The sequence below is a fragment of the Paenibacillus sp. CMM36 genome, from assembly GCF_053570945.1.
In genome coordinates this window covers 442,362-467,043 of record NZ_JBSEDY010000002.1, presented here as the reverse complement: position 1 = coordinate 467,043, position 24,682 = coordinate 442,362, and the positions used below count along the sequence as shown (strand labels likewise).

Sequence of the window (24,682 nt, the reverse complement as noted above, 5' to 3'; positions counted from 1 at the left end):
GACAATCACCGGTCGCTATATTATGCAGAATTGTCTAAGTTGGTAGATGGGCCAGGGCGTCCTGATTAAGCTGGGCTTTTAACGTGCCCCTATATTTTTTCCGCTCGGAGTACCCGAGCCGATCAGATCGCTCCCTTTGGCCAGCTTAAGGAAATCACCTAGCTGGATGGAACCGTCTGCACCTCGAGTGATAGAAGGCGTGAGACTAACAAAGTCGTCTGCACTGACTACCAGACCTTTGGCATTCGTCGATTTTTTGTTTTTCCACCAAACGCTAGAGTTGTCTTGATCTGTACCGCTTGTTTTGTCACTGGCGCTTCCCTCAAAGGAAAGATTGTTAATGAACACGTGATCACCCTTGTCAAAAGCAAAATTACTTTGTCCATTGTCCCACGAGGTATTATTGGTCAACGTAATGCTGCCGGGGTTGCTATTGTAGGTGAAGCCGTGTTTTTTGTTCTGGAAAGCAATACTGTTTTTCACAATATGGTTGACTTTGATTTTGTCTCCACCCAGCTTAAAGCCATTGCCGTCGCTGTTCGCGGTAGACGTTCCATCTGCGGTCTGCCCGTTGTGGTGGGCCACACTGTTCAAGATGGTTACCTCACCGATAGGGCCTGTTTCTGTTTTGCTATACAAATCCCAACCATCGTCTACGTTGTACGCAGCCAAGCAGTTATCAAACACATTGCCTGATCCTACAGTCAATTTGGCCGCGAAGCCATCGGCATCCTCACCATTATCGGGATCAGCGTTATCATGAGAGTAAGAATTCAAAATCAAATTATTCGAAGGCCACTCACTAGTGGAAGCGTTAGGAGAGTAACGCCCAAGCTGAAGTCCAGTATCCCGGTTGTGGTGGGTTTCCACGTTTTCGATTCGGTTATTGCTACCGCCGATATAGATACCATTATCTCCGGCACCCTTTACTTCAAGGCCCTTTACCAGCCAAAAGTCTCCGTTAAGCTGAAGTCCACGATTGGCTGAACCAAAGGCTTGAGCAGAGAAATCAAGTACCGGCTTTTCACTACCGTAAGCGACCAACCCTTTGAGTGAGCCGTTATTGCCGCTATTTTCACGCTGAATTGTAATCGTTGAGGAGTAGGTGTAGTTGCCACCGCGCAGGTAAATGGTTTTACCAGGAGCAATTTGTGTAAGAGCTGCTTCGAGTGTGGTAGGACTAGATATGGTGCCCGGATTGGACACGTTACCATTTGGCGCCACATACAAATCTCCTGCCGCTAACGTTGTGGAGACGGTGGTTGAGTCAGTTGTACTAACTGCCTCTTCTGTGAGTGCGGAAGAAGGGGTGTCGTTGGGTAACGTATCTGCGTAAGCGGTTCCAATAATACAAGAAGAGGCGAAAACAAAAGAAACACTGAGTCTTAGAGCGTTAAATCCGTTTTTTGGACGATCATTCCGTTTAAACATGTAAATTCCTCCTCATTTGAGTTCTTATTTTAAAAGAAGATAGCATATATAAAAGTGGCTCATGCTGTCTTACCAGTAAAAACAGGACACCTCCTGGGGTGACAGATTGATCTAACCTATGTCTAATACGCTCTATGAAGTATATGCACAGTGTAATATATGTTAACGTTTGCATCAACAGTTTTTTACTGTTTTTTTAATGTTGTGAAAAAAAGTTCACACTTTTGTTTCAACTAAAAATGCACTTTTGTCAGACTGGGAAAATTTGATTATACTTAAACATTATACATATAATAGGAATGAAGACTGTGGGAAAGGGTGGTTTTAGCGCATGGAGAGTGGAAATCATTTGACAGATTCAACTGTCGAACAATTGCAGGAAAAGCAGCCAAGAGTGAAAAAGGAGATGATCGATTGGCTTAAGGCCATTATTGTAGCCATTGTGCTCGTGTTCATTATACGTTGGCTATTATTTGCGCCATTTATTGTTGAGGGAGCGTCCATGGAACCGAATTTCAAGACAGATGAACGAGTAGTCGTGAACAAGGTGATTTACGATTTTCGTGATCCCAAGCCGAGTGAGGTTGTTGTATTCCATGTGAGAAAGGAACAAAGAGACTTTATTAAGCGTGTTATTGGGGTGGCTGGCGATACGATTCGGTATCAAGGCGACAATCTTTATGTGAACGGTAAGAAAGTAGAGGAGTCATACATTCAGGGAGCTATTCAGGATGCGCACGCCAAGGGAGAACTATATAACAATGTGGACTTTCCAAATGGAACCATAACCGATTCCAAGGTACCTGAGGGGTATATTTTCGTGATGGGCGACCACCGCAATAATAGTAGGGATAGTCGTGCTATTGGCTTTGTTTCTATTAAAGATATTGTTGGCCGTGCGGATGTGATTTTTTGGCCGGTGGATAGCGCGCAATGGGTTAAGCATAAATAAGGCCAGAGTACAGGCATGGACATCACGAAGACAAGAGGACTTGCGTAAAGTTTACGCAAGTCCTCTTTGGGTCATCTGTAAGGGTGTAGTTGAATCAGCCTTTGACGGCTCCGGCAACAACGCCTTTGACAATGTATTTTTGCAGAAAAATAAATACGATAATCGAAGGCAGCACAGCCATTACCATCGCGGTCATGGCGTATTGCCAGTCGGATGTGTACTGTCCGACGAAGGTATAGGCGGCCAGCGTCAGTGTCTTAGTGCTGGGCGAGCCGTTAACCATGAGTAACGGAAGCAGAAAATCGTTCCAAATCCACATCACGTCGATAATGACAATGGTGGCGGTGACTGATTTCAGCAAGGGGAAAATTACGGAAAAGAAAAGCCGGAAGCCCGAGGCCCCATCGATTTTGGCGCTTTCGTCAATCTCGACCGGAATGCCCTTCACAAAGCCGTGATAGATAAACACGGCCAGCGGAGCGCCGAAGCCCCAATACAGCAAGCCAAGTCCCCAAGTGCTGTCTGCCAGATTTAAGTCTTTCGCTAGTCGCAAGACAGTGAGCATGATGGACTGAAACGGGATCAGCATCGGCATAATGCACAGCATGTAAATCACGGAGCTCCATTTGCTCTTGGTTCTTGCCAGCTTGTAGGCCGCGATGGAAGATATCAGTACGATACCTGCCAGTCCGACGACGGTAATAATGGTGTTATTCAGAAATAGGCGTGGATAGTCAATGAATTTCCATACATATACGTAATTATCCAGCGAAAGCTGCTTAGGCAGGGCAATGACGTCGGTCATGACCTCAGCGAAGCTTTTGAACGAATTGTTAATGGCGAGAAACAGCGGGTACAAAAATAACAGTGATAATACAATCATGCCCGCTTCTAGCAAAATACGTCCTGTACGGCTGCGTTGCATCAGGCTTCAACCTCCCTGCGTTTGAAAATAGACAATTGAATAATCGTAATGATCAGGACTGCAACGAATAAAATCAATGCTTTGGCTGTTCCGTAGCCATACAGATTGTTCTGGAACGTGTCCCGGTAAATATCATACGCAATGCTGTATGTCGTACCTCCCGGCCCACCGCCGGTCAGAGATAAAATGACGTCAAACACTTTGATTGAGTTGGTCAGTGCCATGAAGACTGAGATCGTAATGGAAGGTGCAAGCATCGGTAGAATAATACTGAAAAATCTCCGAATCGGCCCCGCGCCATCGACAATGGCAGCTTCTTTTAGATCCTCTGGCACAGATTGCAAGCCTGCAATATAAATGACCATGTAAAAGCCAATGGATTGCCAGATCGATACCGCCAAAATGGAAACAAACGCGAGCCCTTCCTCACCTAGCCAACTGAGCTGGAAGATGCCCCAGCCTGTACTGTGTCCCAATGACTCAAAGCCTTGCATGAAGATGAATTTCCATATGAAGCCAACAATCACGAGACTGAGGATATAAGGGATAAAGAAGGCCGCTCGCAACCAAGCCGAGCTTTTCAGTTTCATATCGAGAACGAGCGCCAGCAAAATGGCCAGCACATTCACCAATACAATGTACAGGATGGCATACTTGACGGTAAACCAGGCTGCATGTGCAAAATTGGCGTCTCCAAGCAAGATTTGCTTGAAGTTATCCAGACCTACAAATTTCGGATGTTTGGATATGCCGTTCCACTTGGTCAGGGAATAGCGTATCGTCATCAAAAACGGAATATAAAATGCAATCGTAATGCACAAGATTACGGGCAGTGTGAATAAACCGAATTCCAGTTTACTGCCCTTGTCGCCCCGGGTTCCCCTTTTTTTCAGCATAACGCACCTCTTTTTCTCAACATTTTCCGCTCTTACGTTCCAAGCTGTTTAAGATATAATGAAAGTATAGGATAGCTCTAGGGCCGGACCAATGGATTTAAGAAAACAGTTGAGGGTAAAAATGTGTACGCTTTCAAAAGGGGCGATTATCATGATGTCAGAGCGTGTAAGAACGTTTCTTCGCTCTATGTGGAGGAGAATCACGCAAAAATTAGTGAACAAGCTCATTCTACTTTTTACCTCGGTGATTATTCTGGTGGTGGGCTCACTCACAATTATTTCCTATCAGATGATTGAAAAGGAGTCGGTTAACCATAGCATCGCCAGCACGACCAATAATCTGCTGCTGGTCAATCAGAATTTGGAGGATTACTTGGAGGGAATGCAGCAGTTGGCTCTTCCGCAGCTACGTTACAACGATATCATGAACGCGATTGCCAATGAGAACCGGGACTATGCTTCGAGAATGGTCATTGAGAATTACTTGCGCAGCATGTTTTATTCGCGTACCGATCTGGAAGCGATCTATCTGTACGTGGCGGACCGACATCAATACTATGTGGTGACCAGGGAGACGTATAACATTACGGTGCGCAAAGGAATAAACACGGATATTCCCAAGCTTCCTTGGTATAAAGAGGCGATGGCTAGTACCACGAACGAATCATTTCAATCCTTTGTGGGGTCCCGCTCTGATATGGGCTATGTGGCGCCACAAGCCAGCTTTATGGCATACCATCGAGTGTTGAGGTCGATTGCATCCCGTCACCCGCAGGCGGTGCTGTCCTTTTATTACAATACGAGCACCGTGGATGAAATCATGCAGAACATTCCACTGGGCAAAGGGGACCAATTGATGCTAATGAGCCCTAAAGGGGTTCCCTTTTATGTGAACAGCTTTCCGCTATATGAGCGGATGCGTGATTCCGGAGTGTTGGCACAGATCGGCAAGGGAGGAAGCGGGCGAGTAACGTGGTCTGATCGCAGTGGCAATCAGGAGTATTTGGTCGTCTATGATGCTGGCGAAAAAGATGGGTGGCAGCTCATTAAGCCCATCCCATACCGCCAGATTTATGAAGCAGCTACGACAACACGGAATTGGAGCTATGCCATCGGGGCTTTATTTTTAGGCGTGTCTATTATATTAGTGACACTGACCTCGAACGCCATTACCCGACCTTTACATAAGCTGTCCACCCAGATGAAGCGGTTTAGCACCGGAGATTTTGGAGCAACAGCTCCTGTGAAGGGACATGACGAGATTGCATATTTGTCGCTGCATTTTAACGAAATGGTTCAAAGAACCGAAGAGCTTATTAATGAGCGCTATCGCATGAAGCTGGTCGAAAAGAACGCCATACTCAAGGCGTTGGAGGCTGAAATTAATCCTCATTTTCTGTACAATGCCCTGCAAGCCATATCCACACAGGCATTAAAGCGGGAGATGTTCGATATGGCGGATATGGTGGATGCGTTGGCCCAAACGTTACGGTATTCCATCAACGGCAAGGATATCGTAGCTGCCCGCGAGGAGCTCAAGCATATTGAACGATATATAGGTCTGCAAAAAGCAAGATTCGGGGCGAGACTGCGGGTCGAAGTGGTATGGGAGGAAATGCTGATGGAGCTGCCGATTCCAAGGTTATCTGTGCAGACGTTGGTGGAAAACGCTATCAAGCATGCGTTGGAAAAAGTATCAAGCGATATTCTGATCGTCATTTCAGCCGATTCGAGTTCTACAGATGCAAATGCCACAATTGCAGTCAGGGACAACGGGCCTGGATTTTCAGAGGACAAGCTGAGACTGGTGCTGGATTCATTCCATGAAAAATGGGAAGAACGGGAGAGTGAGCATATTGGTTTGAAAAATCTGAACACACGGTTGAAGCTTTTGTATGGAGATCAGGCAGGATTATTCATCCTTACGGATGAAACGGGAACGGAAATGAGAATGCAAATTCCCCGGGGAGGAAGTAGTCATGTATAACGTATTGATTATTGACGATGAAGAGCCGTTGCGCGAAGCCATTCGTATTATCGGGGACTGGGACCGTCTGGGGATCGAACATATTTATGAAGCGACGAATGGAAGATTGGGACTGGAGCTGCTGGGTCAGCACCCTATAGATGTGGTGATGGTCGATATGAAAATGCCTGAGCTGAACGGTATCGAATTTCTCCGTGCCATCGAGAAGGCATATCCCCATCTGTTGACGATTGTCATTAGCGGCTACAACGACTTTGAATTTACACGGCAGGCGATTCAATCCCGGGTGGTGGATTATCTGCTCAAGCCTATCAATCGTCAGGATCTGAACCAGGCACTGCGCAAAGCAGTGGACATTCTGGAAAGCCGAGAGCAAAGCAAAAACAAGTCCATTAGCCAGAACATTACGCTGAATATGTCACTGCCGAAGCTGAAAGAGAAGCTGTATTTGTCCATTTTGGACGGTAGCTTTAAAAAGCAGGCCAATACGGCGTTGCTCCCATTAATCGGAGCGGATCAGCCGGGGAATCGCTTTGGGGTGATCGTGCTGCGGCTGCTCAACAGGGATGTGATCCGCAGGACACGTTTTCATGGCGATGTCGATCTGATGGATTTTGCTGTAACGAATGTATTAGCGCAGACATCAGATGAACGGTTGAGTTGTTTTAGCTTCCCCCATCCGCGACGGGAGCGCGAGGTCATTTCGATCTGTACCCTGGCCCCAGGACATGAAGAACATATGTCCCTCCTACTGGCACAAGTGGCACAGAAGGCGGTTGTGAACCTGCATGGGCTGTTCAGTATGGTAGTAGCGGCCGGAGTGGGCAAGCTCTGTACAGACGTAGTGGAGCTGGCTTCTGCCTATAGGGATGCCAAAACGCTCATTCACAGCACGGATGTATTGAAGCTGGAAGGGGAATCTATTCTCCATACGGTGCCCCGGCAAATGGCTGCGTCAGAGGAAATGTCATGGACGGAGCAACTGTTGTCGATCCAAAAGGATGCTCAGACAGGTCAGGCAAACCGGGCAAAGGTACTGCTGGGTGATCTGCTGAAACAATTGGCAACAGGTCCTGTTTTCCGTTTACAAGATGCTGATCGATTGATGCGGGAGTTCCATTTTCTACTGAAAGAGGCAGCGATTGAGTTGGGTGCGTCTACATCAGCGTTGAATCAAGATGGAGCTTTGGAAGAACCGGAGCACATGGGGGAAAGCGATTTGTCTGCTGATTTTACGAGCTTTGTTCACTACGGTCAGAGATTGAATCGGATGCTGGAGCTTTACATTGCTGGGGTCCAACATGCTCAAGCGGGGAACCAGCCCTTTGACATAACAGACATCAAAAGGCACATCGACCGTTATTATTTTGAGGATATTAAAATTTCGTTCTTTGCTGAAACCTATTTTTTGAGTCGGGAATACTTGATGAAGCTGTTTAAGCAGCAGTTTGGTTACGGTATTCACGAATATGTACAGAAGGTTAGGATGGACAAGGCGAAGGAGCTGCTGGGCGATTCCAGCCTGAAAATACAGGAAATTTCGGATATGCTCGGCTACAAGGATAAAAATTATTTCAGTAAGGCTTTTCGTAATTATTATCAGGTGTCACCGTCTGAGTATCGTGTGAGCTTGCAATAAACCACTTTTTTACCCTTAATGCTTCACTAATCTGCCTTTTTAAATTGGAGTATATTTTTTAGAATGATCGCATGGACGTTGATCACAAACAAATGGGGGAGTATCCATGTTAAAGAAGATGATGGCGTTATCCGGCAGTTTGCTTTTGACGGTCGGTTTGTTGAGCGGATGTGGAAGCAGCGGCGGCACGGATGCGTCGAAAGAAAGTGCTGGCGGCAAAAAAGATTTGAAAACGGTTACAATAAATATGTTCACAGCCTCACCGGAGTATACCGATGCCTTTAACGCGTATATCGAGGAGTATAAGAAGGTCAAACCTAACGTGAAGATCAATTTGGAGATCATGCAGGCAGACTACAACACGATTCTGAAGTCGAAAATAGCTTCAGGTAGTACACCGGATGTATTCCAAACGACGGCAGGAGGCGACATCGACACGTATGCGGATTATAGCGCCGATCTGACCAATGAGCCGCTAGCAGCAGCCATGACGGATGCTGTTCGAGCGAATATGAGTTCCAGTGACGGCAAAGTGCTCGGACTCCCGGTGAAGGGGAACCTGTTTTCGTTGATTTACAACAAAGATTTGCTTACCAAAGCTGGGATAACCTCCCCGCCAAAGACGATTGCAGAAATGCAGGACGCGGTCACCAAGCTGGAGGCGAAGGGCATTACTCCATTTGCCAACGCATATAAAGAGTGGTGGGTATGGAAGCACATCTTCATGCACTATGTAGATGCTGCTGCACAGGATGCAGGCGTGGAGTCGAAGCAGCTCGTTAGTGATTTTATCGCAGGTAAAGCAAAAATCAAGGACTACCCAGTGCTGTACAACAACTTCTTTAGCTTCATTGATTTGACGGTGAAACATGGCACAGATAAGCCGCTGGAACGGGACAGCAATGCGGGAGTAAGTGATTTTGCATCTGGAAAAGCTGCATTTATGACGGGTAAAGGTGCGTGGGATGAGGAAGCGATCAAGAAAATTAACCCTGATCTCAAGATTGGCATCATGGGATATCCGGTGAGTGACAAAGCGGATCAATCGGTCATCATTACCGGTGCAGATCAGGCGCTGCGTATCAATAAGGATTCCGAAGTATCGAAGGAAACAATTGAATTCTTCAACTGGCTGTACACTTCGGAATACGGTAAGAACTGGTTCTCCCAGGTAGCGAAGGTGATTCCTCCAATTAAGGATGCACCGCTTCCTGATCTGGAAATGCCTAAGGAAATGGAAAGCATTTTGAAAACGTCGAAGTCCGGTGATCTGTCTGTTAACTACTCCTTGGATACATTCCATCAAAAATTTGGCGAGCTGATGCAGGCTTATATCAGTGGTAACATGAACAAGGATCAGGCGGTTGCAGAGATTGAGAAGGCATGGGTGCAATTAGGTTCAGCACAATAAAACTGGTTTCGCAGAGGCGTCCGTAAGGGCGTCTTTTTGTGTTAGAGTTAGGAGGTCGAGAGAGTGTGAACAAAAAAATATTTAATAATATTTAAATATTTACTTGCAAAAAGTTATTAGGTTGTGGATAATAGATTGTGTGCAATACATCTACAACCTTACGATATACATAATGACTGCACGGTGCAAATACGAGGGAGGCCCCGGTTGGGGAATCTCTTTATTTCGTTTGGACTGTGCCGATTGTGCTTATAATAGACCGTGTAATTTGGAACGCATTTTTAGTTATGTGGTAGAGATGAAAAAGGAGATGAGCGTTTTGAAGACTTCGTTGTTTACACCGTATACAATCAAAAATTTGGAGTTAAAGAATCGTGTGGTCATGGCACCGATGTGCCAATACTCGGTCACAGCCAAGGATGGGATTCCGAATGATTGGCATCATGTTCACTACCTAAGCCGAGCAATTGGAGGCACGGGGCTGATTATTATAGAAATGACGGACGTGGAACCGGATGGACGAATTACCGATTATGATCTGGGCCTTTGGTCAGATGAACATATTCCGGCTTATAAGAAGCTGGTTGACGGTATTCATGCGCACGGGTCCAAGGTAGGCATTCAGATTGCTCACGCGGGCCGTAAAGCTGAGGATGCAGCAGAGCCGGTCGCTCCCTCGGCCATCGCATACCCGGATGCGAGTTATAAGCAGCCGCGCGCACTGACCACAGAGGAAGTCCGTGGCATGGTACAAAAATTCGCAGACGCCGCCCGGCGTGCGGTTCAAGCGGGCGTGGATACGATTGAGCTTCACGGTGCACATGGTTACTTGATTCACCAATTCCATTCGCCGGTTACAAACAAGCGTGATGACGTGTATGGTCAGGAGCTATCCCTTTTCGGCGTTGAAGTCATTCAGGCTGTGCGCAAGGAAATGCCTGCGGGTATGCCGTTAATCTTCCGCATCAGCGCGGTGGAATATGTAGATGGTGGATACGATGTGGATCATGCTATTGAGCTGAGCCGAGCATATCAGGCTGCAGGCGTAGACGTGATCCATGTCAGCTCGGGCGGAGAAGGACCGGCAGGCGCCAGAAAGCCAGGCAACTATCCGGGCTATCAAGTGCCGTTTGCTCGCCAAATCCGCGAGGCGCTGAACATCCCAGTCATCGCCGTTGGCGCACTGGATGAACCGGCCTTGGCGCAGTCTGTTATCGGCAATGAGGATGCCGATCTGGTCGCTGTGGGACGCGGATTGCTGCGTGATCCATATTGGGCTACTCATGCAGCGGTGGCACTGCGCGGCGAGAAGCCTTCCATACCTGAACAATATCAACGTGGCTACTGAGGCCTAAGTAATCCCACGTTGTTTATATATAAACAAGGCACCTGCAACGAAGTGTACGCTTCGTCAGGTGCCTGTTTTGTTTTTATCGGGATAATGATTGGCAAATGAATAAATGTGATGGTTTTTACATTTTGTGGATTATTCAATCTGTATAATAATTATATTTGGTGTGTATAGGAGGATGAAAGAAATGCAGTATGTTATTGAAACGAAGGGCCTCCGCAAACAGTTCGGGATGTCGGTAGCTGTAGACGATATTTCCTTACACGTGGAGCGTGGCAGTATCTACGGTTTCCTCGGTGAGAATGGGGCTGGCAAAACAACGACCATCCGCATGCTGATGAGGCTGATTGAGCCTACAAGTGGGGAGGTTTTTTTATTTGGCGAGCGGTTGGAGACGAATTATCCATCTATCTTTTCCAAAATTGGAACGATTATTGAAACACCAGGTTTATACGAAAACCTGAGTGCGCGTGATAATCTGAGAATATGCTGTAAGTACATGGGAATGAAGGATGATGGAAGAATAGAACGTACCTTAACCACGGTAGGCTTAGAGCATACCGGTAAAAAGAAGTTCAAAGATTTTTCCCTAGGGATGAAGCAAAGATTGGGGATTGCGAGGGCGCTTGTTCATGACCCTGAGTTGCTCATATTGGATGAGCCAACAAACGGACTGGACCCATCTGGAATTAAGGAAATTCGTCAGCTATTGAAGCGGTTGTGCGAGGAAGACGGGAAAACAATTCTTATTTCCAGCCACATCTTGAGCGAAATTCAGCAGTTAGCTACACACATCGGGATTATACATAATGGAAAACTGTTAGCGGAAGATCGTTTGAGCCGGTTAGAGGAAGGCTTTGAGCAATATACAGATGTAAAGGTAGACGATGCAGAAGCAGTGCAAGCATTTCTGCAAGAGCACATGAAGCAGCTTCAATCTAATGTGATATCCCCACAACAACTAAGAATTCATAGTCCGATTGAAAATACATCTGCGTTAAATAAACAGTTAATAGATCATCAGTTTTCAGTTTATGAGATACACACCACAAAGCAGACGCTAGAGGAGTACTTTTTGACTCTTATTTCAGGAGAGGGTGGGCGACGTGATTAGAGCAGAGCTCATTAAGCTTAAAGGCTCTAAAGCCTTCTTGTTGAGTTTTATAATATTGCTGGCTGTTGTGTTGCTGGAATTCGTAACAAGCGCCGTTTTTTACCGATATTCAATTGATAAACGGGGTTGGACCTACTATTTTGAAGGCATAGTTCTTTTCGTTAATGTTGCAGCCGGATTTGTCAGTTATTACATTTTAACGGGTCATATTTTTGCGAGAGAGTACCAGGAAAACACGCACCTCTTTATGTTTACTACGCCTGTCACCAAGGCAAAATTTTATTTTAGTAAATTGATCATTATTTATGGATTTATTATTGTGTCGCTATTTATCGTTCTGTTTCTGTCTGCAGTATTAGGCATGCTTATTACAAATCGACCTTTAACGATGGCTATCTGGGTATACCAAATTCAAGTGTTTGCCAAAATGTGTGTGATGCATGCGATGTTAATCCCAATTGCCTCTTTTTTTGCTATACGCTGGAAGAGCATTATGGTGGTTGTACTCGTAGTTTGTACTGTTATATTTTTAAATTTTATGTATAAAAGTGAATGGTATCCGTGGATTGTACCCTATCTTTTGTCGCCCAATGAAGGAAGTGCGATTATATTCGTCAATATTCTCATAGCGTGGTTGAGTTTATCAGTAACTTTTCTTCTTGGATTGTTTTTATCCCTATGGGCATATCAAAGAAGGGGCTAGATGGAGAGAGCTTTTCAAAGGAGGTTTGTTATGTTTGCCCTGTTTAAAGCAGAGTGCTTGAAGCTGAAAAGAACTAAGATTCTTTTGTTGAGTGTAATGATTTTAGTATTAACCATTGTGGTGGAATTTTATAGTTACACGGGTAGTCCCAAGTATTCGATAGATCGTGATGGTTGGAATGACTATTTTATGAGTATTGTTACTCTTATTAATTTCCTAACTGGGTATATGAGCTATTATATTTTGACTTGCTATATCTATGCGAGAGAATATCAAGAGAGGACCCATATGGCCCTGTTTACAAGCCCGGTTCGCCGGAGTCGTCTTTACTTCAGCAAGCTGCTTGTTATTTATATGTACATCGCTGTTAGCCTTTTGTTGGCATTTGCGCTATCTGCGCTATTGGGTATGTTAATTACGGACAGACCGCTAACCTTTGAAATCGTTATATATCAGCTTGGAATCTTCACTAAAATGATTATTATGCACGCTATGCTCATCCCGATCATCACGTTCTTCGCCATTCGCTGGAGAAAATTTGTGCCCGCCATTATGGGGATGTGTACCGTTATGTGTTTAAATTTTGTTTTGGTTAATACACCTGGAAATACCTTTTATCCATGGACCGTGCCGTTATTGTTTTCTCCACACGGCACACTGGGCAGAACATTTACGAATGTTCCTGGAGGAATCATCAGTATTTGCTTCATTTTTGTGCTGGGGCTTTTATTGGCGTTAAGAAGCTATACCCATATAGAGACACAGTAGAATGTGTAAGCAGCAAAGGACGATGAGTGTCCATATAAGATTGGCTGGATGAATCTGTAAAATGTTGTCGCTTAAGGACGGATTTACGTGCTATAATTCCAGTAACAACAGAATGGCTTAGGTGGGCGGTCGGCTAATCTCCCGGAAGGGAGGTGATGCCTGTGGAGGTTAAGGATGCTCTGACATTAATGATGATGTTCGGCACGCTATTAATAGCGTTGATCGGACTAATCGTTACGATTGTTATTGCGTTGAACCAAAACAAAAAGAAATAGACCGCCCTGCTCAAGGGGAAAACGGTCTATTTCTGTAGATCGCCTTTGAACAGCCGACCGCTCTTCAAAGCGGCTGTTGCCAAGAGTAGGGATGTTACCAGCATCCTTGCTCTTTTTTTAGTATATCCTTCTATAACTCATTTTAGCACATCTGAATAACCAATGTAACCGAATGGGACCGTTACTTGGTGAAAATTTTAACTTCCTTTGGAGCAAGAGTCACGGTAACCGAACCGTTGTTAATCTGAACGGAATCGTTGCCTAATTGGTTGGTCAGGCGAGTTCCGTTGGACAGATTATCGAAGTTGCCAATCGTGCGGGTTTGACTATTCCAGGAGTTGTTGATAAATACAATGGCCTCGTCGCCATTTTTAGAGCGCTGAAAACTGTAAAAGGAGTCGTCCACCCATTTTTCCTTTTGGCTGCCGTTTTGCAGAGCAGGGTGGTTGTTGCGCACATTGTTCAGCTTAGCGATGTACTGATACAGGTCATGGTTGGAGTTGAAAGCCATATTCTCCCGATTGCCGGGATCATCTCCGCCATTAAAGCCTTGCTCAGTACCTTGGTAGATGATTGGAATTCCGCGTGATGTCAGAGTAAAGCCCAAAGCAGTTTTGAGCTGTGGCCATTTGTCATAGTTAGCACCCGGCTTGCCGGAGGCGTCATTCAGGAAACGTTTTACATCATGATTGTCAATAAATACACCGTTGGTCTGGGCATCGCGATAGTAACGATCATCGGAGTAGCGTTCCTTGATTTTTCTCATGGATTGATCGTGTCCGAACACATCCTTGATTGTATAATACATCGGAAAATCCAATGCGGCATCGAGATATCGGGTGTAATCCCCCACATAAGCAGGGTCGCCATGGAAAATTTCACCCATGGTGAAGGTATTGGCGGCTTGGTCAAAATCCTTTAGAAAACCCTTCGGTACATGCTTGGCAGTATCCAACCGCAGTCCGTCGATGCCTGTCTCATTCAGCAGCCATTTGACCCAGTTTTTAAGCTCATTTGCAGTAGCGGGGTTTTCATGATTTAGGTCATCCAGTCCAGCCACATCACCGTTTTCAATTTTCCATTGGTTGTTAGAGTTGTAGTCCCCCTCTGTAATTTCACCATTATGATGATACCAATCTGTTTTATCAAAAGGGGCCTTGGCGATGCCGTTCCCCGGTTGGAAATCACCTGTGTGATTCACGACGACGTCCAGCATCACAGCGATATTTTTGTCATGTGCCTTACCAACCAGCTCTTTGAACTTGTCCATTGTACCGAGATGCCCGTCTACCGCATAAAAATCATACGTATGATAGCCGTGGTAAGCGTATTCACTCTTTTGCATCGTTACCGGGGTAATCCAGATCGCGGTAAACCCCATATTTTTAATGTAGTCGAGTTTGTTAATAATACCTTGAAAATCGCCACCATGCCACTTGCGTTGATCGCTGTTGTTGGAATTGAAGCCACCGTAGTTATCGTTGGACGGATCTCCGTTGCTGAAACGGTCTGTCATGATAAAATAAATACTTTGTTTGCTCCAGTCTGTGCCAAGGGGAGTGGGCTTGGAGAGGGTACCCGGATCTATAGGAGTGAAGGCGCCTAAAGGCGCCTCCGTTTGAGCAGTTACTTCAACTCCGTTAGAGTTGGGTGCATAGGTAGAAGTACTTACGTTTAAGGATACACCCGAAAGTTTTTCTGTTGGGATAGCTCCTGCCACTTCGTTGAGGTCGGTTGCGTAGGTAGAAGCCCCTACGCTGAGGACGCCCCCCGAAGGTGCCCCCGTTCGGATAGATCCTGCAGCCCCGTTCAAGCCGGGTGTGTAGGTAGAAGTTCCAGTGCTGAAAAGGTAGTTCTTCGAGTTATTGCTGTCCCAACTGTTATTGCCGTCATTAAAAGCAGCTTCCAATTGGGAGGCAGAACCGATATCGACGGTAATTTTGGCATAGCCGCTAATCTCGGCATCCTGCATTTTCACACCGGGTACGGCAGTCCAGTTTCCGTTAGCTGGGCGGTAGTGAATATAAGGCGAGTTAAAGCCTTTTTTGTAGTATACCGTTACCTTGTTAGTTGTACCGCCGCCATCCCCGGGAATCGTACCCGCTGGAGCGCCAGATGTGATCGTTCCCGCATTGCCGCTGTTACCAGGCGTGTACGTAGAAGTGCCCGTGCTGAAGGAGTAGTTTTTGGTGTTGTTGCTGTCCCAGTTGTTATTGCCGTCATTAAAAGCGGCTTCCAATTGGGAGGCAGAACCGATATCGACGGTAATTTTAGCATAGCCGCTAATTTCGGCATCCTGCATTTTCACACCTGGCGCTGCAGTCCAGCTTCCGCCAGCCGGACGGTAGTGAATGTAAGGTGAGTTAAAGCCTTTTTTGTAGTATATCGTTACTTTATTGCCTGTACCGCCATTATTGTCAGGCTTGGCTTTGCTGATGATATATTGTTTGAATCCACTCAACTCACCGGTTGGTGAGCCATCATTGTTGACGAGATTGTTGATGCGCAATAACGTAAACCCGTGATAACCGAACTTCGTGATTTTCTCCTCGATTTTTTGGAAGCCGCTGCCGCCTGTCGGGAGTGCATTTTCACCATTCAGGCGAACACCCTTGGCATTCGCGATGGAGGAGACGGTATCAACCAGGGTGGACGGCAAGGAATAATTCGGTGCTGTGCCACTGTCACTCATCTCCAGGCAAGTAAATGTCAAGTCTAGATCGGCATCCTTGAATTTCTGAATGAGACGGTTGTAATCATAATATCCACCTGCTTGTTCTGTGCTGTGCGGCATAGCAGGATTGTTCATTTGCCAGTGCAGACCGGAAACTTTGGCCCCGATCCGGACACCAAACACAGAATCGAAGTTTTTGTGGGCCGCTGCTCCGATGACGCCCAGATGCTTCTCAAGTACACTTTGGTACCACGACAGAAAATCCTTTCCATATGTGGAATTATATCCGCCGTTCGTGTAAAATCCGTCCCCATCGGTCGGTGGATTGATTTGGCTAAGACTGCTCAGCTTGGTGCCCCAAGCAGCATTAATCTTGTCCAATGATCCGTACTTGTCATTCATAGCTGTGCGGAATGCATTTTTGGCTGTTTCAGTATAAGCTTGGAACTTGCCTCGTCCCGGGTAGCTCCACCCTGCTGCTGGATAGTAGGACGGATAGCGCAATTCCCCAGAAGGACCGCCGCTCAAATAAATTTTGGGAATGATACTTTTATATCCGGCAAAGTTTTCAGCGAATGAGGCATACAGCTCGTCATATTGTTTACCGGTTCCGCTCCACAATGGGGAGAGGGCTTCACTATTGGCATAGCCGCTTTCGTCCTTGAATTGCATTTCATCTGCACTGCCCTTGCTCGGCAGCCAGCTTGGCAGTGGGATGTTACAGTCATCTCCCACATTTCCTCCACACTTATGCGTAGAGATAATAGGAACCCACTTCAGTCCCGCTTCTTTCACGGCATTTGCATAGGTCTTGTAGTAGCTCCAATCGAACTGGTTATCTCCTGCGCTCTCCACATAGCCCCACCAGACGTCGGTAGTGATGGCATACACGCCATTGTTTTTCAACGTTTGTAGCTGCTTTTTAAAGGCACCCCAGTCATTGATTTTCGCCAGCGGTCCCATGACGGAAGCTTGAAAATCATCTGCAACCGCTGCGCTCGCCGTATTAGAGGGTGAGCCAATGAAGGCAGTCAGAGACAGCACAAGGCTTAGTAGAAGCATACACCCTTTTTTCCATAGACTTCGATACAAGGTCAAACCGATCATCCTCCCCAAAGCATAGTCTAATTCGACAACATTTTGTAAACGTCTACAAAAATAGTATAAAGCAAGCGGTTGCATAAAAAGAAGAATTTATTGCGCACTCAAGGTGGACAAATATGACATTTTACGTAAGCAACCGTGTGCCTAAAAGTCTACAGGCAAAAAAATAAGGCATAGGTCTGAGGAGACGCATGCCCTTTAGTGATGTGCGGATAGCCAAGCCAGTATAGGAGAAAATGAACCTAAGCGTATAAAAGTCTTGTTCCAGTCTGTATGGAAAGTATTGCCGAGACAGCCTGCTTAATAAATAGAGCGATCCTTCTGGTCGGCAATGCCGCTTTTACGGTAGAAATACGTATTGATCCGATCCCGCCATTCTTTGGCATGCTCTGCCTGATGCTCCAGCCGCTCCAGCACCTGTTCATACATGGTATCATTCAGTTGCTCATACAAACTGATCTAGATGTCTTTGAGACGAGTGAAGTTTCCACGTTTTACACAAACCTATCCGAAGGAGTGTGTTCACTAACGAGTAATATATATTATGTGAAATTGAATATAATTGACAGACATTTCTCTCAGAAATAGCTTACTTGGAAGGTGTCTGCATGATTTTCCATTAGGATGCTGATATCACATAAGTGAATTTTTTTTTGAATCAAATTCATTTTTAGAGTTTCTTAACAGGCTAATCTTTTTAATCGTAGTATTAAGCTGATTCATTGAGTTGTCTAACTTATCTAATTTTTCTCCTAGAGTCTTCAAAATGTACCAAAGAAGAATAAAACATAGCGAAACGGGAAATCCAACATTTGTAATTAATGAAATCATTGCCTCTACACTCATAGATATCTTCCCTTCAGAAGAGATTTTGAAATTATAGAAGCGTCTCCCTAAGCTTGTTTGGATTGAATCCGCAGATAACTGTTTCTTTGCCAGATCTCTTTATGATTGTGTAGGGTACGCCTTTAATTTCGCGAAGTAACTTGAGATCATTTATATTGGTAATATCAATGTCAGTGAAATTGATCTTGTTGTCCCCCATCCACTCCTTAATTTTTTGGCAAAATTTACAATTTGACTTTGTGTAGATAAGTACCTCATTTAACATTACCTTTCTCTCCCATCGAATTAAATTAGCAAGGGGGTACCCGGATTTGAACCGGGGATGAAGGTTTTGCAGACCTTTGCCTTAGCCTCTTGGCTATACCCCCAAACTTAATTGGTGTTTGAGAAGTAAAGTGATAGTAGTTTTAAAAAGTACAACCCAAAAATAGTTTCTATTTTTTAGGTTGTTCTATCAGTCCGCTGCCCCACTTTATTAAACATAAAATATTTTGGAGGCGATCCTGTTGGAAGAATTGCACGCTTGGAGATCAAGACATCATAATTTTAAAATTGAACTATTAAAGCTAAGTAAAAAAATAGAGGAAACTGAAAATCCTAGTGATATTTTGTTTTACCAGGAGATATGTGAGAAATATGCTTATCATCTTAAAAAAATTGAATCCGCGTGCTACGATAAAGTAGGTGTCACAATTTGTGGTTGTAACTTTAATCCTGAACATTGTACGGATTAGTGCTCCTTTCCTTTGATAAACCGTGAATTACAATTATATGAGTTGAACTCTTAAAATTTAGATTAAACGGATGGGGCATAATAGTGTTATGGAAGCGAGACGGCTGCTTTTAAAAATATTACCACCGAGCCTCCTGCCCTAATTATAGGGTTTAATTAAGCGGTATTAGGAAGGAGGAAAAGGGGCATGATCTAACTGAGTAGTAGTACTTGTAAGTTCAACTTAAATCATATAGCGAAAAGCCGCTTCCTCTTAGGAAGCGGCTTTTTTCATTTCTCAAAGAGCTAACGCTCATAAACATTTTATTCAAAACCTGAACCAAATGTTTTGTTTTTTAGTTAAGTGATAAATATTCAAAGCTTTTAAATTTCTATTTTTCTGTGTTCTTATCATGAATTTTTATATATACCCATTCAATCCTAAATTGCGATATTACCAGTTATGTAGAGAAAACTAAACTTTTTACGTCGTTTTATTAATTGGGGGTGTGCGAAAAAGGTTTTTTTCAGAACCATTTCCAGTCTGTCTTCTTCACCATAACATTAATTTCGAAAATCAGTCGTTGGTGTTTTGTAACGATTTTTTTGTTTTATTAAGGCGTATTTTCAACTCAAGTCAATCAAGTCATGTTTAGAGGCATGGTCGATCCTCAAAATCGGTTGTTTCGGTCTGAGATACACTGCCCACTCTATACTGGCTCATGCTGATAAATATAAACAATCATCGTAACAATAGGCATCACAACAAAGTATACGAAAAAATTCTCCTACTTTCCATTGAGCTTCCCCATAGTGAAATAGTTTATACAGAGCCGTAATACTCCGGTAATCACTTCGCGATGTAAATGTTTTGTTTTCGTAGCAATAACTCTTTAATTCAGGCAAGATTATTTTTTAGTGATTAGTTATAAGAGGTTTTAAATAAGAAAATCCAATATTATACAATGTCCAAGTTAATTAATATAGCACGATTAGAATTCAAATTCTCACAAATAATCTCGATACTAAAGCCTTTCACAAGGTTTTTTAACAATTTTTTTAAAAAAATATCTTTTTAGACATTTATGGTTGTGGTTTCGCCAAGTTGTATCACTTTGATTAAACATACTGTTTATTTAGGAGGGAAATTATGAACTCTTACATACTAAATTTTACTGAAATTGTTAGCATTCTTTCAAGAAAAAAAAATTATAAATGAGTTTTTGAATGACCCAGAGCACTATGCTTTATTCAAAGAAAGTATTATGTTTCCATCTGATGCTAATAATAAGGAACTAGATGAAAAATTCAAACAATTCTTTTTAGAACTTCGTTTTACAACCTATATATCATCTTTGATACATTATGCTTCGATAGATTTTGACAAGAAGCAAAGAAGAATCCGAAAAAGAAACGTGTTAATACCGGAAGAGGATTCACACAATCTTTTTAAGGATGTATGTACACAATATGAATTCTTGAAGGATAAGCGAACAGTTAAAATAGAAGACGTGGTAACGAGTTCAAAGCTACATAAAGCGATAAGTTTATTAACGGAAAAAGAAAAGAGTATTTTGAGTGCTTCATATGTCATGAATTGTTCGGATACTGAAATTGCTAAAAATAATAACGTATCACAGCAGGCCGTTTCAAAAACAAGAACTAGGGCATTAAAAAAACTTAGAGATTTTTTGGCGTAAAGTGGATTAATTATAGTACTGGATTATATAAAAGAACAGTACAGTCCAATCTGTTATGATCAATGGCATCAATCCTCAATACTCTCGGGAAAATAGAGCAAGTAATTCGTTATGTGAAGGGGAGAGAAGCAGTGAACTCTTTTATGAATCTAATTAAGAAAGCACAACAAAGAGACGCACGAGCAATAGCAACTATTATTGAAAAATTCAATCCCAAAATTCAAAAATCTCTTACACAGACAAAACCTCAAGATCGTAATGACTTAAGACAAGAAGTAAGCTTAAAATTAATTGAGGCAATCTATAGATATGACTTGAAATCAGTGCCTGGTTTTTGGGAATTTGTAAATAAAAAAAATGAAGAGACAGATAATTAAGTCTGGTGCTGTAAGCCGGGAATGTCTTGAGTGGGATATCAAAACATATTGCAATTTAAGCGACCAGTCGCCTGGAATCTATCGGCGACTGGTTATTTGGTTTTGTTTGAATGCGAATTAAGTTAGTAAATAGTGCGATGTATATATCAAATCTTTCGTATTATGGCTTAGGATTAATTGACCAAGAGAGTATTAATATCACGAAAGAGAAGAGGAGTACAAAAATATTCAGTCCAATCCCCCACCATGCATACATTTTAGATCGCCTTGTAAATAGTGCTACCATTCCCAAAAAAATTCCTAGTACTGGTATGCTATATAGTGCTTGAGGAAGAAAAAAAGAAGAGAGAAATAAATAGTTAATATTCAATTCAACTAATGAAAAAATACCGCACAAGAAAGATATCATTCCTATTATGGGGTGTAAAAGGGTTCTCTTTTTATTTTTTAAGAATGCCAATTCCATAACTCTACCTCCTCAACTTTTATTGTGCGCACCATTTTATTACTTTTAAGTTTTTTTAGTTCTTCAGATGGCCCAGTAACGACGACTCCATAGGTGAGGATTCCATTTTTCTTTATATAATCCAAACGTTTAGAGAAAGATGTATTCTGGTAGTATGGAAAAGTAGATATTAGCTTTTGTCGCTGAGCCAACTGTTCAACAATTTTAAGAAATATAGGTTCAATTCCTTGTTTAGCAACCTCAGCCTCGAAAAACGGAGAAAATAAATTGGCATCAGAATGCGTAGGGTACCCCAAAGGAATTATTTGTTCACTATTTTGTGAGTTCTCCACTCCTGAGTTTACTGCAAGCCACAGAGTATCAATACTTTTGGGGAGCTTATGTTCCACTTCTTGGGGAGAATACAAATCATCGAAAGAAATGTACAATTCGGCGACAGACCCAGAAGGCAAACCGTTTAAAACCTCCCACTCCTTATTTTTATCAAGATTCAGGTTGTTACTTGGGAAAATGAAATGATTCTTATTTGACTCAGATACAGGTATACTTGTGTTAGATTGCCGTTCCACGGCAGAAAATTGTTTCATTGTGTAATGCACTTTGATTGCCTCAGAATTAAGACTTTGCTTCCCAACACGTTTTAAAGTGTTAAAATTCGCGTCCATAGAAAAAAAACCGATTCTAGCATCAAACCCTTCTTCTAACATTGTATTAGGTTCAGTTACGTAGATTAAATTCCTAGTGGTGTCTAACAAGTCGTTAGCTCGGTTCTCTGTTCCGTAATATAAATAGGAACAAAGTGTTAGAACAGGTACAATTAAAAGTAAAATGGTTAGAACAATGAGGATTGTACTTATCTTTGCTTGGTATTTTGCTAATTTAATAATTCCTTTTGAAGCTTTTTCTTCAAAGTGTAAAGTGGTCCCGAAATCTAAATTAGCTTTTTTAAACAACTCATTGTATTCATTATTAGTCGCCTCTTGATCTTCTTTAGATGTTAAATTACTATTATTACTTTTTTTATCGAGAAATTGTTCGTTATCGTTATCCTTCTTCATGTAGTATGCCCCTCTTTTCAAGAATCGTTTTTAACTTTTTCCTCCCACGATAAATATGACTTTTTAAAGTGTTAAGATTTAACCCCAGCACTTCAGCTGCTTCGTGCATTTTGAATTGATGTAAATCACATAAAAGGATGGCTTGGGATTCTTTTTCGGGTAGAGTATGAATTGATTGTATTAACTGGCTTAATTGATCACGCTCTATGAACTGATTTTCCGGAGTATTGTTATCCAGTAATTCTAGTCCCTTAATTTCTTCAATAAGTGCATTTTTTTTGTTTTTTCGTCGTGTGAAATCAATAAATGCATGGTATCCAACTTTAAACAACCAAGCCTTAATATTTTCAATTTCATTATCCTCAAGATGTAAAAAGGCTTTAAAGAAAGTTTCTTGGACTAGTTCCTCTGCAACGAAATGATTACAGGAGAGGGAAAGCAGGTATCTATACAAGTCGTTAAAGTAGCTGGAGTAAAGAGTTTCTAGGTTCATTCTTTCCTCCTTTCACTACAACCACGAATGAAGACAGGAAAAAGTTGCAATAAATAATAATTTACTGATGAATTTTAAATTTATTTACATGCCGATTATTGTGGCGGTCCCAAAGAAGTAAATATTCAGCTTATGGTCTGATCATGTGAAATATAGTTACCAAAATACATTCGTGCAGATGAATCTCAATTTATTAACTCCTTCATCATAGCACAACCGAAATAGCTCAATTTGAATTCCTTAAACGGTAAGAGTGAAGAAAGATAACAATGATTAAATGACGGATTGTAGAGCCAGTGCAACAGCTCCTCTGTAAATCGTTCGTGAGTGATTTTCCAGTCCAGACATTTTCGGGGAGGTGGTTGATGAGGAAGAACATGCTCCAGCACTTTTATCGCGGTTTACAGACGCATCTTCAGTTTGATGAAGGTAGCTAAACAGTTTTTGCTTTCCCCACGACTGGGTTTACCGAATCCAGTTCCAGAACGAAAGGCTCCCAAGAGGATACTTCTTTGACGCGCTCTTGAATTGACTTCCTACCGCAAACTTCCCACGTTTCTCTGCCGGTGGTTTCCGTTTAGACACGGGGAATGGAGAACACAATCAAACTTAGTTGAGGTGTGTCCAATGAGTAAAAAAATTAGTTTTTAAGTCCTCCGACTGATAATTGTTCAAGGTAAAGAAAAACGGATTGTTCAAGTAGCGAGAGAACAGGGAGTCTCGCGACAAGCTGTAAGGAAATCTTTTTAAAAAATTGCAAAGATCAGCTGAGGCTCAAAATAAATAGTAAGGAAAGGTACCTGCTCTTATTCTGCTTAAGGCTACATGTTCCTAATCAGTACAAACATATTTATCATAAGGCGTCTTAATATTATCGTTTTCAAATAGTAGAGGTCTATAGAACAGTTTCTTGTTCTGCTTCTTCTGAAAAAGAAATTACCCTTTCTATATGGAAATATCCCCTTCAAGTTTACTCTTTCCTCATGTGACATAAGGTTTTTTTGAGTGTCTACTTGAAAGGGATAGTACTATATTAAGAAGTGGAGATATTTATACATTTTAAGTATTATCTATTAGCATCCTTCGAAATAAATGATAATGGCATTAGCTATAATATAATATTGAGTTCTATATCTGCGAGCGCAGTTCTCGAGAATCCCATCGCACTCGCAGTTACCTTCGCCGAAATTTGCCCAGCAACGATCGTGTGCTACGCAACATTCATCTAATTCGTTAATGGGGGCGCCCCCACCTCTAGCCATATTGTATCCACAGTTTTTACCACAATGCTGATAACCACCAGGAGCACAAAACTCCGTAGGATCCCAAGCAGTAGTAATTTTATTGTTAGTTTCTCCGGGGGTGTATGTCTCGTCATGAAAAGGTGGAGTTTCCACCTCTACGTCTAGATCAACTCCATCATAAGGTGAATTAGTGACGTGAGTTCTTCCTTTTTTCACATCTAATTGTTTCAATTCGTTCCCCTCTAAAATATCTACACCAAGGGAGTAAGTAACTTCTGTACTGTCAATTTCATTATAACCAAAGGCATGAAATACAAGTTTCTTATCTTCACTAATGAAATAAATCATTTTTCCTACATTTAATTTTTTGTTTGTTGTATATAAGTCACTCACAAAAGTAGCTTTGATTTTTAGGTTTTCAAGAGAAAATTTCGAATACTCTGTATCAATTAATTTTGAAATTTTCTTATAATCAGGGCTATTTGTAAGCTCAGTTAAAAAATCGGTTGTTTCGATTATTGTCATAGGTCGACCATTAATTATATTCATCATAACT

The 24,682-nt window shown here is 42.7% G+C and carries 22 protein-coding genes, 1 tRNA gene and 1 pseudogene; 12 read left to right on the top strand and 12 right to left on the bottom strand.

The features are described from left to right. Nucleotides 1–78 precede the first annotated feature (78 nt). Nucleotides 79–1,431 (bottom strand): right-handed parallel beta-helix repeat-containing protein, encoded by a 1,353-nt coding sequence (locus tag ACWA2B_RS06185; RefSeq protein WP_165145725.1) that lies wholly within the window; start codon nucleotides 1,429–1,431, stop codon nucleotides 79–81. 331 nt (nucleotides 1,432–1,762) lie between these two features. Here ACWA2B_RS06185 and lepB point away from each other — a divergent pair, with 331 nt between their 5' ends. Beyond that, entirely contained in the window at nucleotides 1,763–2,383 is a 621-nt protein-coding gene (gene lepB, locus ACWA2B_RS06180) for a signal peptidase I (protein WP_029518758.1), read from the top strand. A 94-nt stretch (nucleotides 2,384–2,477) separates the two neighbouring features. Here lepB and ACWA2B_RS06175 read toward each other — a convergent pair whose 3' ends face one another. Both ACWA2B_RS06175 and ACWA2B_RS06170 read right to left on the bottom strand, forming a co-directional pair. Continuing rightward, entirely contained in the window at nucleotides 2,478–3,308 is an 831-nt protein-coding gene (locus ACWA2B_RS06175; protein WP_039271872.1) for a carbohydrate ABC transporter permease, read from the bottom strand. Continuing rightward, nucleotides 3,308–4,204, bottom strand: coding sequence for a carbohydrate ABC transporter permease (locus ACWA2B_RS06170; protein ID WP_029518756.1), 897 nt, complete (start codon nucleotides 4,202–4,204; stop codon nucleotides 3,308–3,310). Before ACWA2B_RS06170 ends, ACWA2B_RS06175 begins: the two co-directional genes overlap by 1 nt. Nucleotides 4,205–4,325: 121 nt before the next feature. Here ACWA2B_RS06170 and ACWA2B_RS06165 point away from each other — a divergent pair, with 121 nt between their 5' ends. The 8 genes from ACWA2B_RS06165 (at nucleotide 4,326) to ACWA2B_RS06130 (ending at nucleotide 13,452) form a co-directional block, all read left to right on the top strand. Further along, a complete protein-coding gene (locus ACWA2B_RS06165; protein WP_449291856.1) occupies nucleotides 4,326–6,191 on the top strand; it encodes a cache domain-containing sensor histidine kinase in 1,866 nt (621 codons plus the stop codon). Next, complete coding sequence (locus tag ACWA2B_RS06160) at nucleotides 6,184–7,830, top strand: response regulator (RefSeq protein ID WP_209947613.1); 1,647 nt, start codon at nucleotides 6,184–6,186, stop codon at nucleotides 7,828–7,830. Before ACWA2B_RS06165 ends, ACWA2B_RS06160 begins: the two co-directional genes overlap by 8 nt. Before the next feature lie 106 nt (nucleotides 7,831–7,936). After that, nucleotides 7,937–9,241: an ABC transporter substrate-binding protein gene (locus ACWA2B_RS06155; protein ID WP_029518753.1), complete on the top strand. Its 1,305-nt coding sequence runs from the start codon at nucleotides 7,937–7,939 to the stop codon at nucleotides 9,239–9,241. A gap of 319 nt (nucleotides 9,242–9,560) precedes the next feature. Next, a complete protein-coding gene (locus ACWA2B_RS06150; protein WP_029518752.1) occupies nucleotides 9,561–10,589 on the top strand; it encodes an NADH:flavin oxidoreductase/NADH oxidase in 1,029 nt (342 codons plus the stop codon). Between the two features lie 190 nt (nucleotides 10,590–10,779). Continuing rightward, complete coding sequence (locus ACWA2B_RS06145; RefSeq protein ID WP_069012244.1) at nucleotides 10,780–11,706, top strand: ABC transporter ATP-binding protein; 927 nt, start codon at nucleotides 10,780–10,782, stop codon at nucleotides 11,704–11,706. Continuing rightward, nucleotides 11,699–12,409, top strand: a complete 711-nt coding sequence (locus ACWA2B_RS06140; protein ID WP_209947615.1) for an ABC transporter permease — start codon at nucleotides 11,699–11,701, stop codon at nucleotides 12,407–12,409. Before ACWA2B_RS06145 ends, ACWA2B_RS06140 begins: the two co-directional genes overlap by 8 nt. Then, a complete protein-coding gene (locus tag ACWA2B_RS06135; protein WP_342434637.1) occupies nucleotides 12,410–13,177 on the top strand; it encodes an ABC transporter permease in 768 nt (255 codons plus the stop codon). It begins immediately after the preceding gene. 161 nt (nucleotides 13,178–13,338) lie between these two features. Further along, a complete protein-coding gene (locus tag ACWA2B_RS06130; protein WP_016822651.1) occupies nucleotides 13,339–13,452 on the top strand; it encodes a putative holin-like toxin in 114 nt (37 codons plus the stop codon). A 181-nt stretch (nucleotides 13,453–13,633) separates the two neighbouring features. Here the strand turns inward: ACWA2B_RS06130 and ACWA2B_RS06125 are convergent, their stop codons facing one another. The 5 genes and pseudogenes from ACWA2B_RS06125 to ACWA2B_RS06105 all read right to left on the bottom strand — a co-directional run bounded on the left by ACWA2B_RS06125 (nucleotide 13,634) and on the right by ACWA2B_RS06105 (nucleotide 18,444). After that, a complete protein-coding gene (locus ACWA2B_RS06125; RefSeq protein WP_209947619.1) occupies nucleotides 13,634–17,224 on the bottom strand; it encodes a family 14 glycosylhydrolase in 3,591 nt (1,196 codons plus the stop codon). Between the two features lie 306 nt (nucleotides 17,225–17,530). Continuing rightward, a pseudogene (locus tag ACWA2B_RS06120) lies at nucleotides 17,531–17,689 on the bottom strand (hypothetical protein); the annotation flags it as partial. A 174-nt stretch (nucleotides 17,690–17,863) separates the two neighbouring features. After that, nucleotides 17,864–18,076, bottom strand: coding sequence for a hypothetical protein (locus ACWA2B_RS06115; RefSeq protein WP_025719390.1), 213 nt, complete (start codon nucleotides 18,074–18,076; stop codon nucleotides 17,864–17,866). A 31-nt stretch (nucleotides 18,077–18,107) separates the two neighbouring features. Then, the gene (locus ACWA2B_RS06110; RefSeq protein ID WP_029518747.1) at nucleotides 18,108–18,341 is read right to left on the bottom strand and encodes a glutaredoxin family protein; all 234 of its coding nucleotides are present in this window, start codon (nucleotides 18,339–18,341) and stop codon (nucleotides 18,108–18,110) included. Nucleotides 18,342–18,372: 31 nt separating this feature from the next. Further along, nucleotides 18,373–18,444: transfer RNA gene (locus ACWA2B_RS06105), tRNA-Cys, on the bottom strand. A 138-nt stretch (nucleotides 18,445–18,582) separates the two neighbouring features. On the opposite strand from ACWA2B_RS06105, the gene ACWA2B_RS06100 reads away from it, so the two are divergent. From ACWA2B_RS06100 to ACWA2B_RS06090, 3 genes are all read left to right on the top strand, one after another. After that, complete coding sequence (locus ACWA2B_RS06100) at nucleotides 18,583–18,810, top strand: hypothetical protein (RefSeq protein WP_025683859.1); 228 nt, start codon at nucleotides 18,583–18,585, stop codon at nucleotides 18,808–18,810. 1,159 nt (nucleotides 18,811–19,969) lie between these two features. Next, nucleotides 19,970–20,488: a sigma-70 family RNA polymerase sigma factor gene (locus ACWA2B_RS06095; protein WP_449291806.1), complete on the top strand. Its 519-nt coding sequence runs from the start codon at nucleotides 19,970–19,972 to the stop codon at nucleotides 20,486–20,488. A 143-nt stretch (nucleotides 20,489–20,631) separates the two neighbouring features. Further along, entirely contained in the window at nucleotides 20,632–20,865 is a 234-nt protein-coding gene (locus ACWA2B_RS06090) for a helix-turn-helix domain-containing protein (protein WP_049817044.1), read from the top strand. 160 nt (nucleotides 20,866–21,025) lie between these two features. On the opposite strand, the gene ACWA2B_RS06085 is transcribed toward ACWA2B_RS06090, so the two are convergent. The 4 genes from ACWA2B_RS06085 to ACWA2B_RS06070 all read right to left on the bottom strand — a co-directional run bounded on the left by ACWA2B_RS06085 (nucleotide 21,026) and on the right by ACWA2B_RS06070 (nucleotide 24,678). Continuing rightward, nucleotides 21,026–21,331 (bottom strand): hypothetical protein, encoded by a 306-nt coding sequence (locus ACWA2B_RS06085; protein ID WP_029518744.1) that lies wholly within the window; start codon nucleotides 21,329–21,331, stop codon nucleotides 21,026–21,028. Continuing rightward, nucleotides 21,313–22,389, bottom strand: coding sequence for an anti-sigma factor (locus tag ACWA2B_RS06080; RefSeq protein ID WP_029518743.1), 1,077 nt, complete (start codon nucleotides 22,387–22,389; stop codon nucleotides 21,313–21,315). The genes ACWA2B_RS06085 and ACWA2B_RS06080 overlap by 19 nt, the downstream gene beginning before the upstream one ends. Beyond that, nucleotides 22,376–22,882: a sigma-70 family RNA polymerase sigma factor gene (locus tag ACWA2B_RS06075; RefSeq protein ID WP_342434635.1), complete on the bottom strand. Its 507-nt coding sequence runs from the start codon at nucleotides 22,880–22,882 to the stop codon at nucleotides 22,376–22,378. The genes ACWA2B_RS06080 and ACWA2B_RS06075 overlap by 14 nt, the downstream gene beginning before the upstream one ends. A 1,073-nt stretch (nucleotides 22,883–23,955) precedes the next feature. Beyond that, on the bottom strand, nucleotides 23,956–24,678 hold the full coding sequence (locus ACWA2B_RS06070) for a hypothetical protein (protein WP_029518741.1): 723 nt from the start codon (nucleotides 24,676–24,678) through the stop codon (nucleotides 23,956–23,958). Nucleotides 24,679–24,682 lie beyond the last annotated feature (4 nt).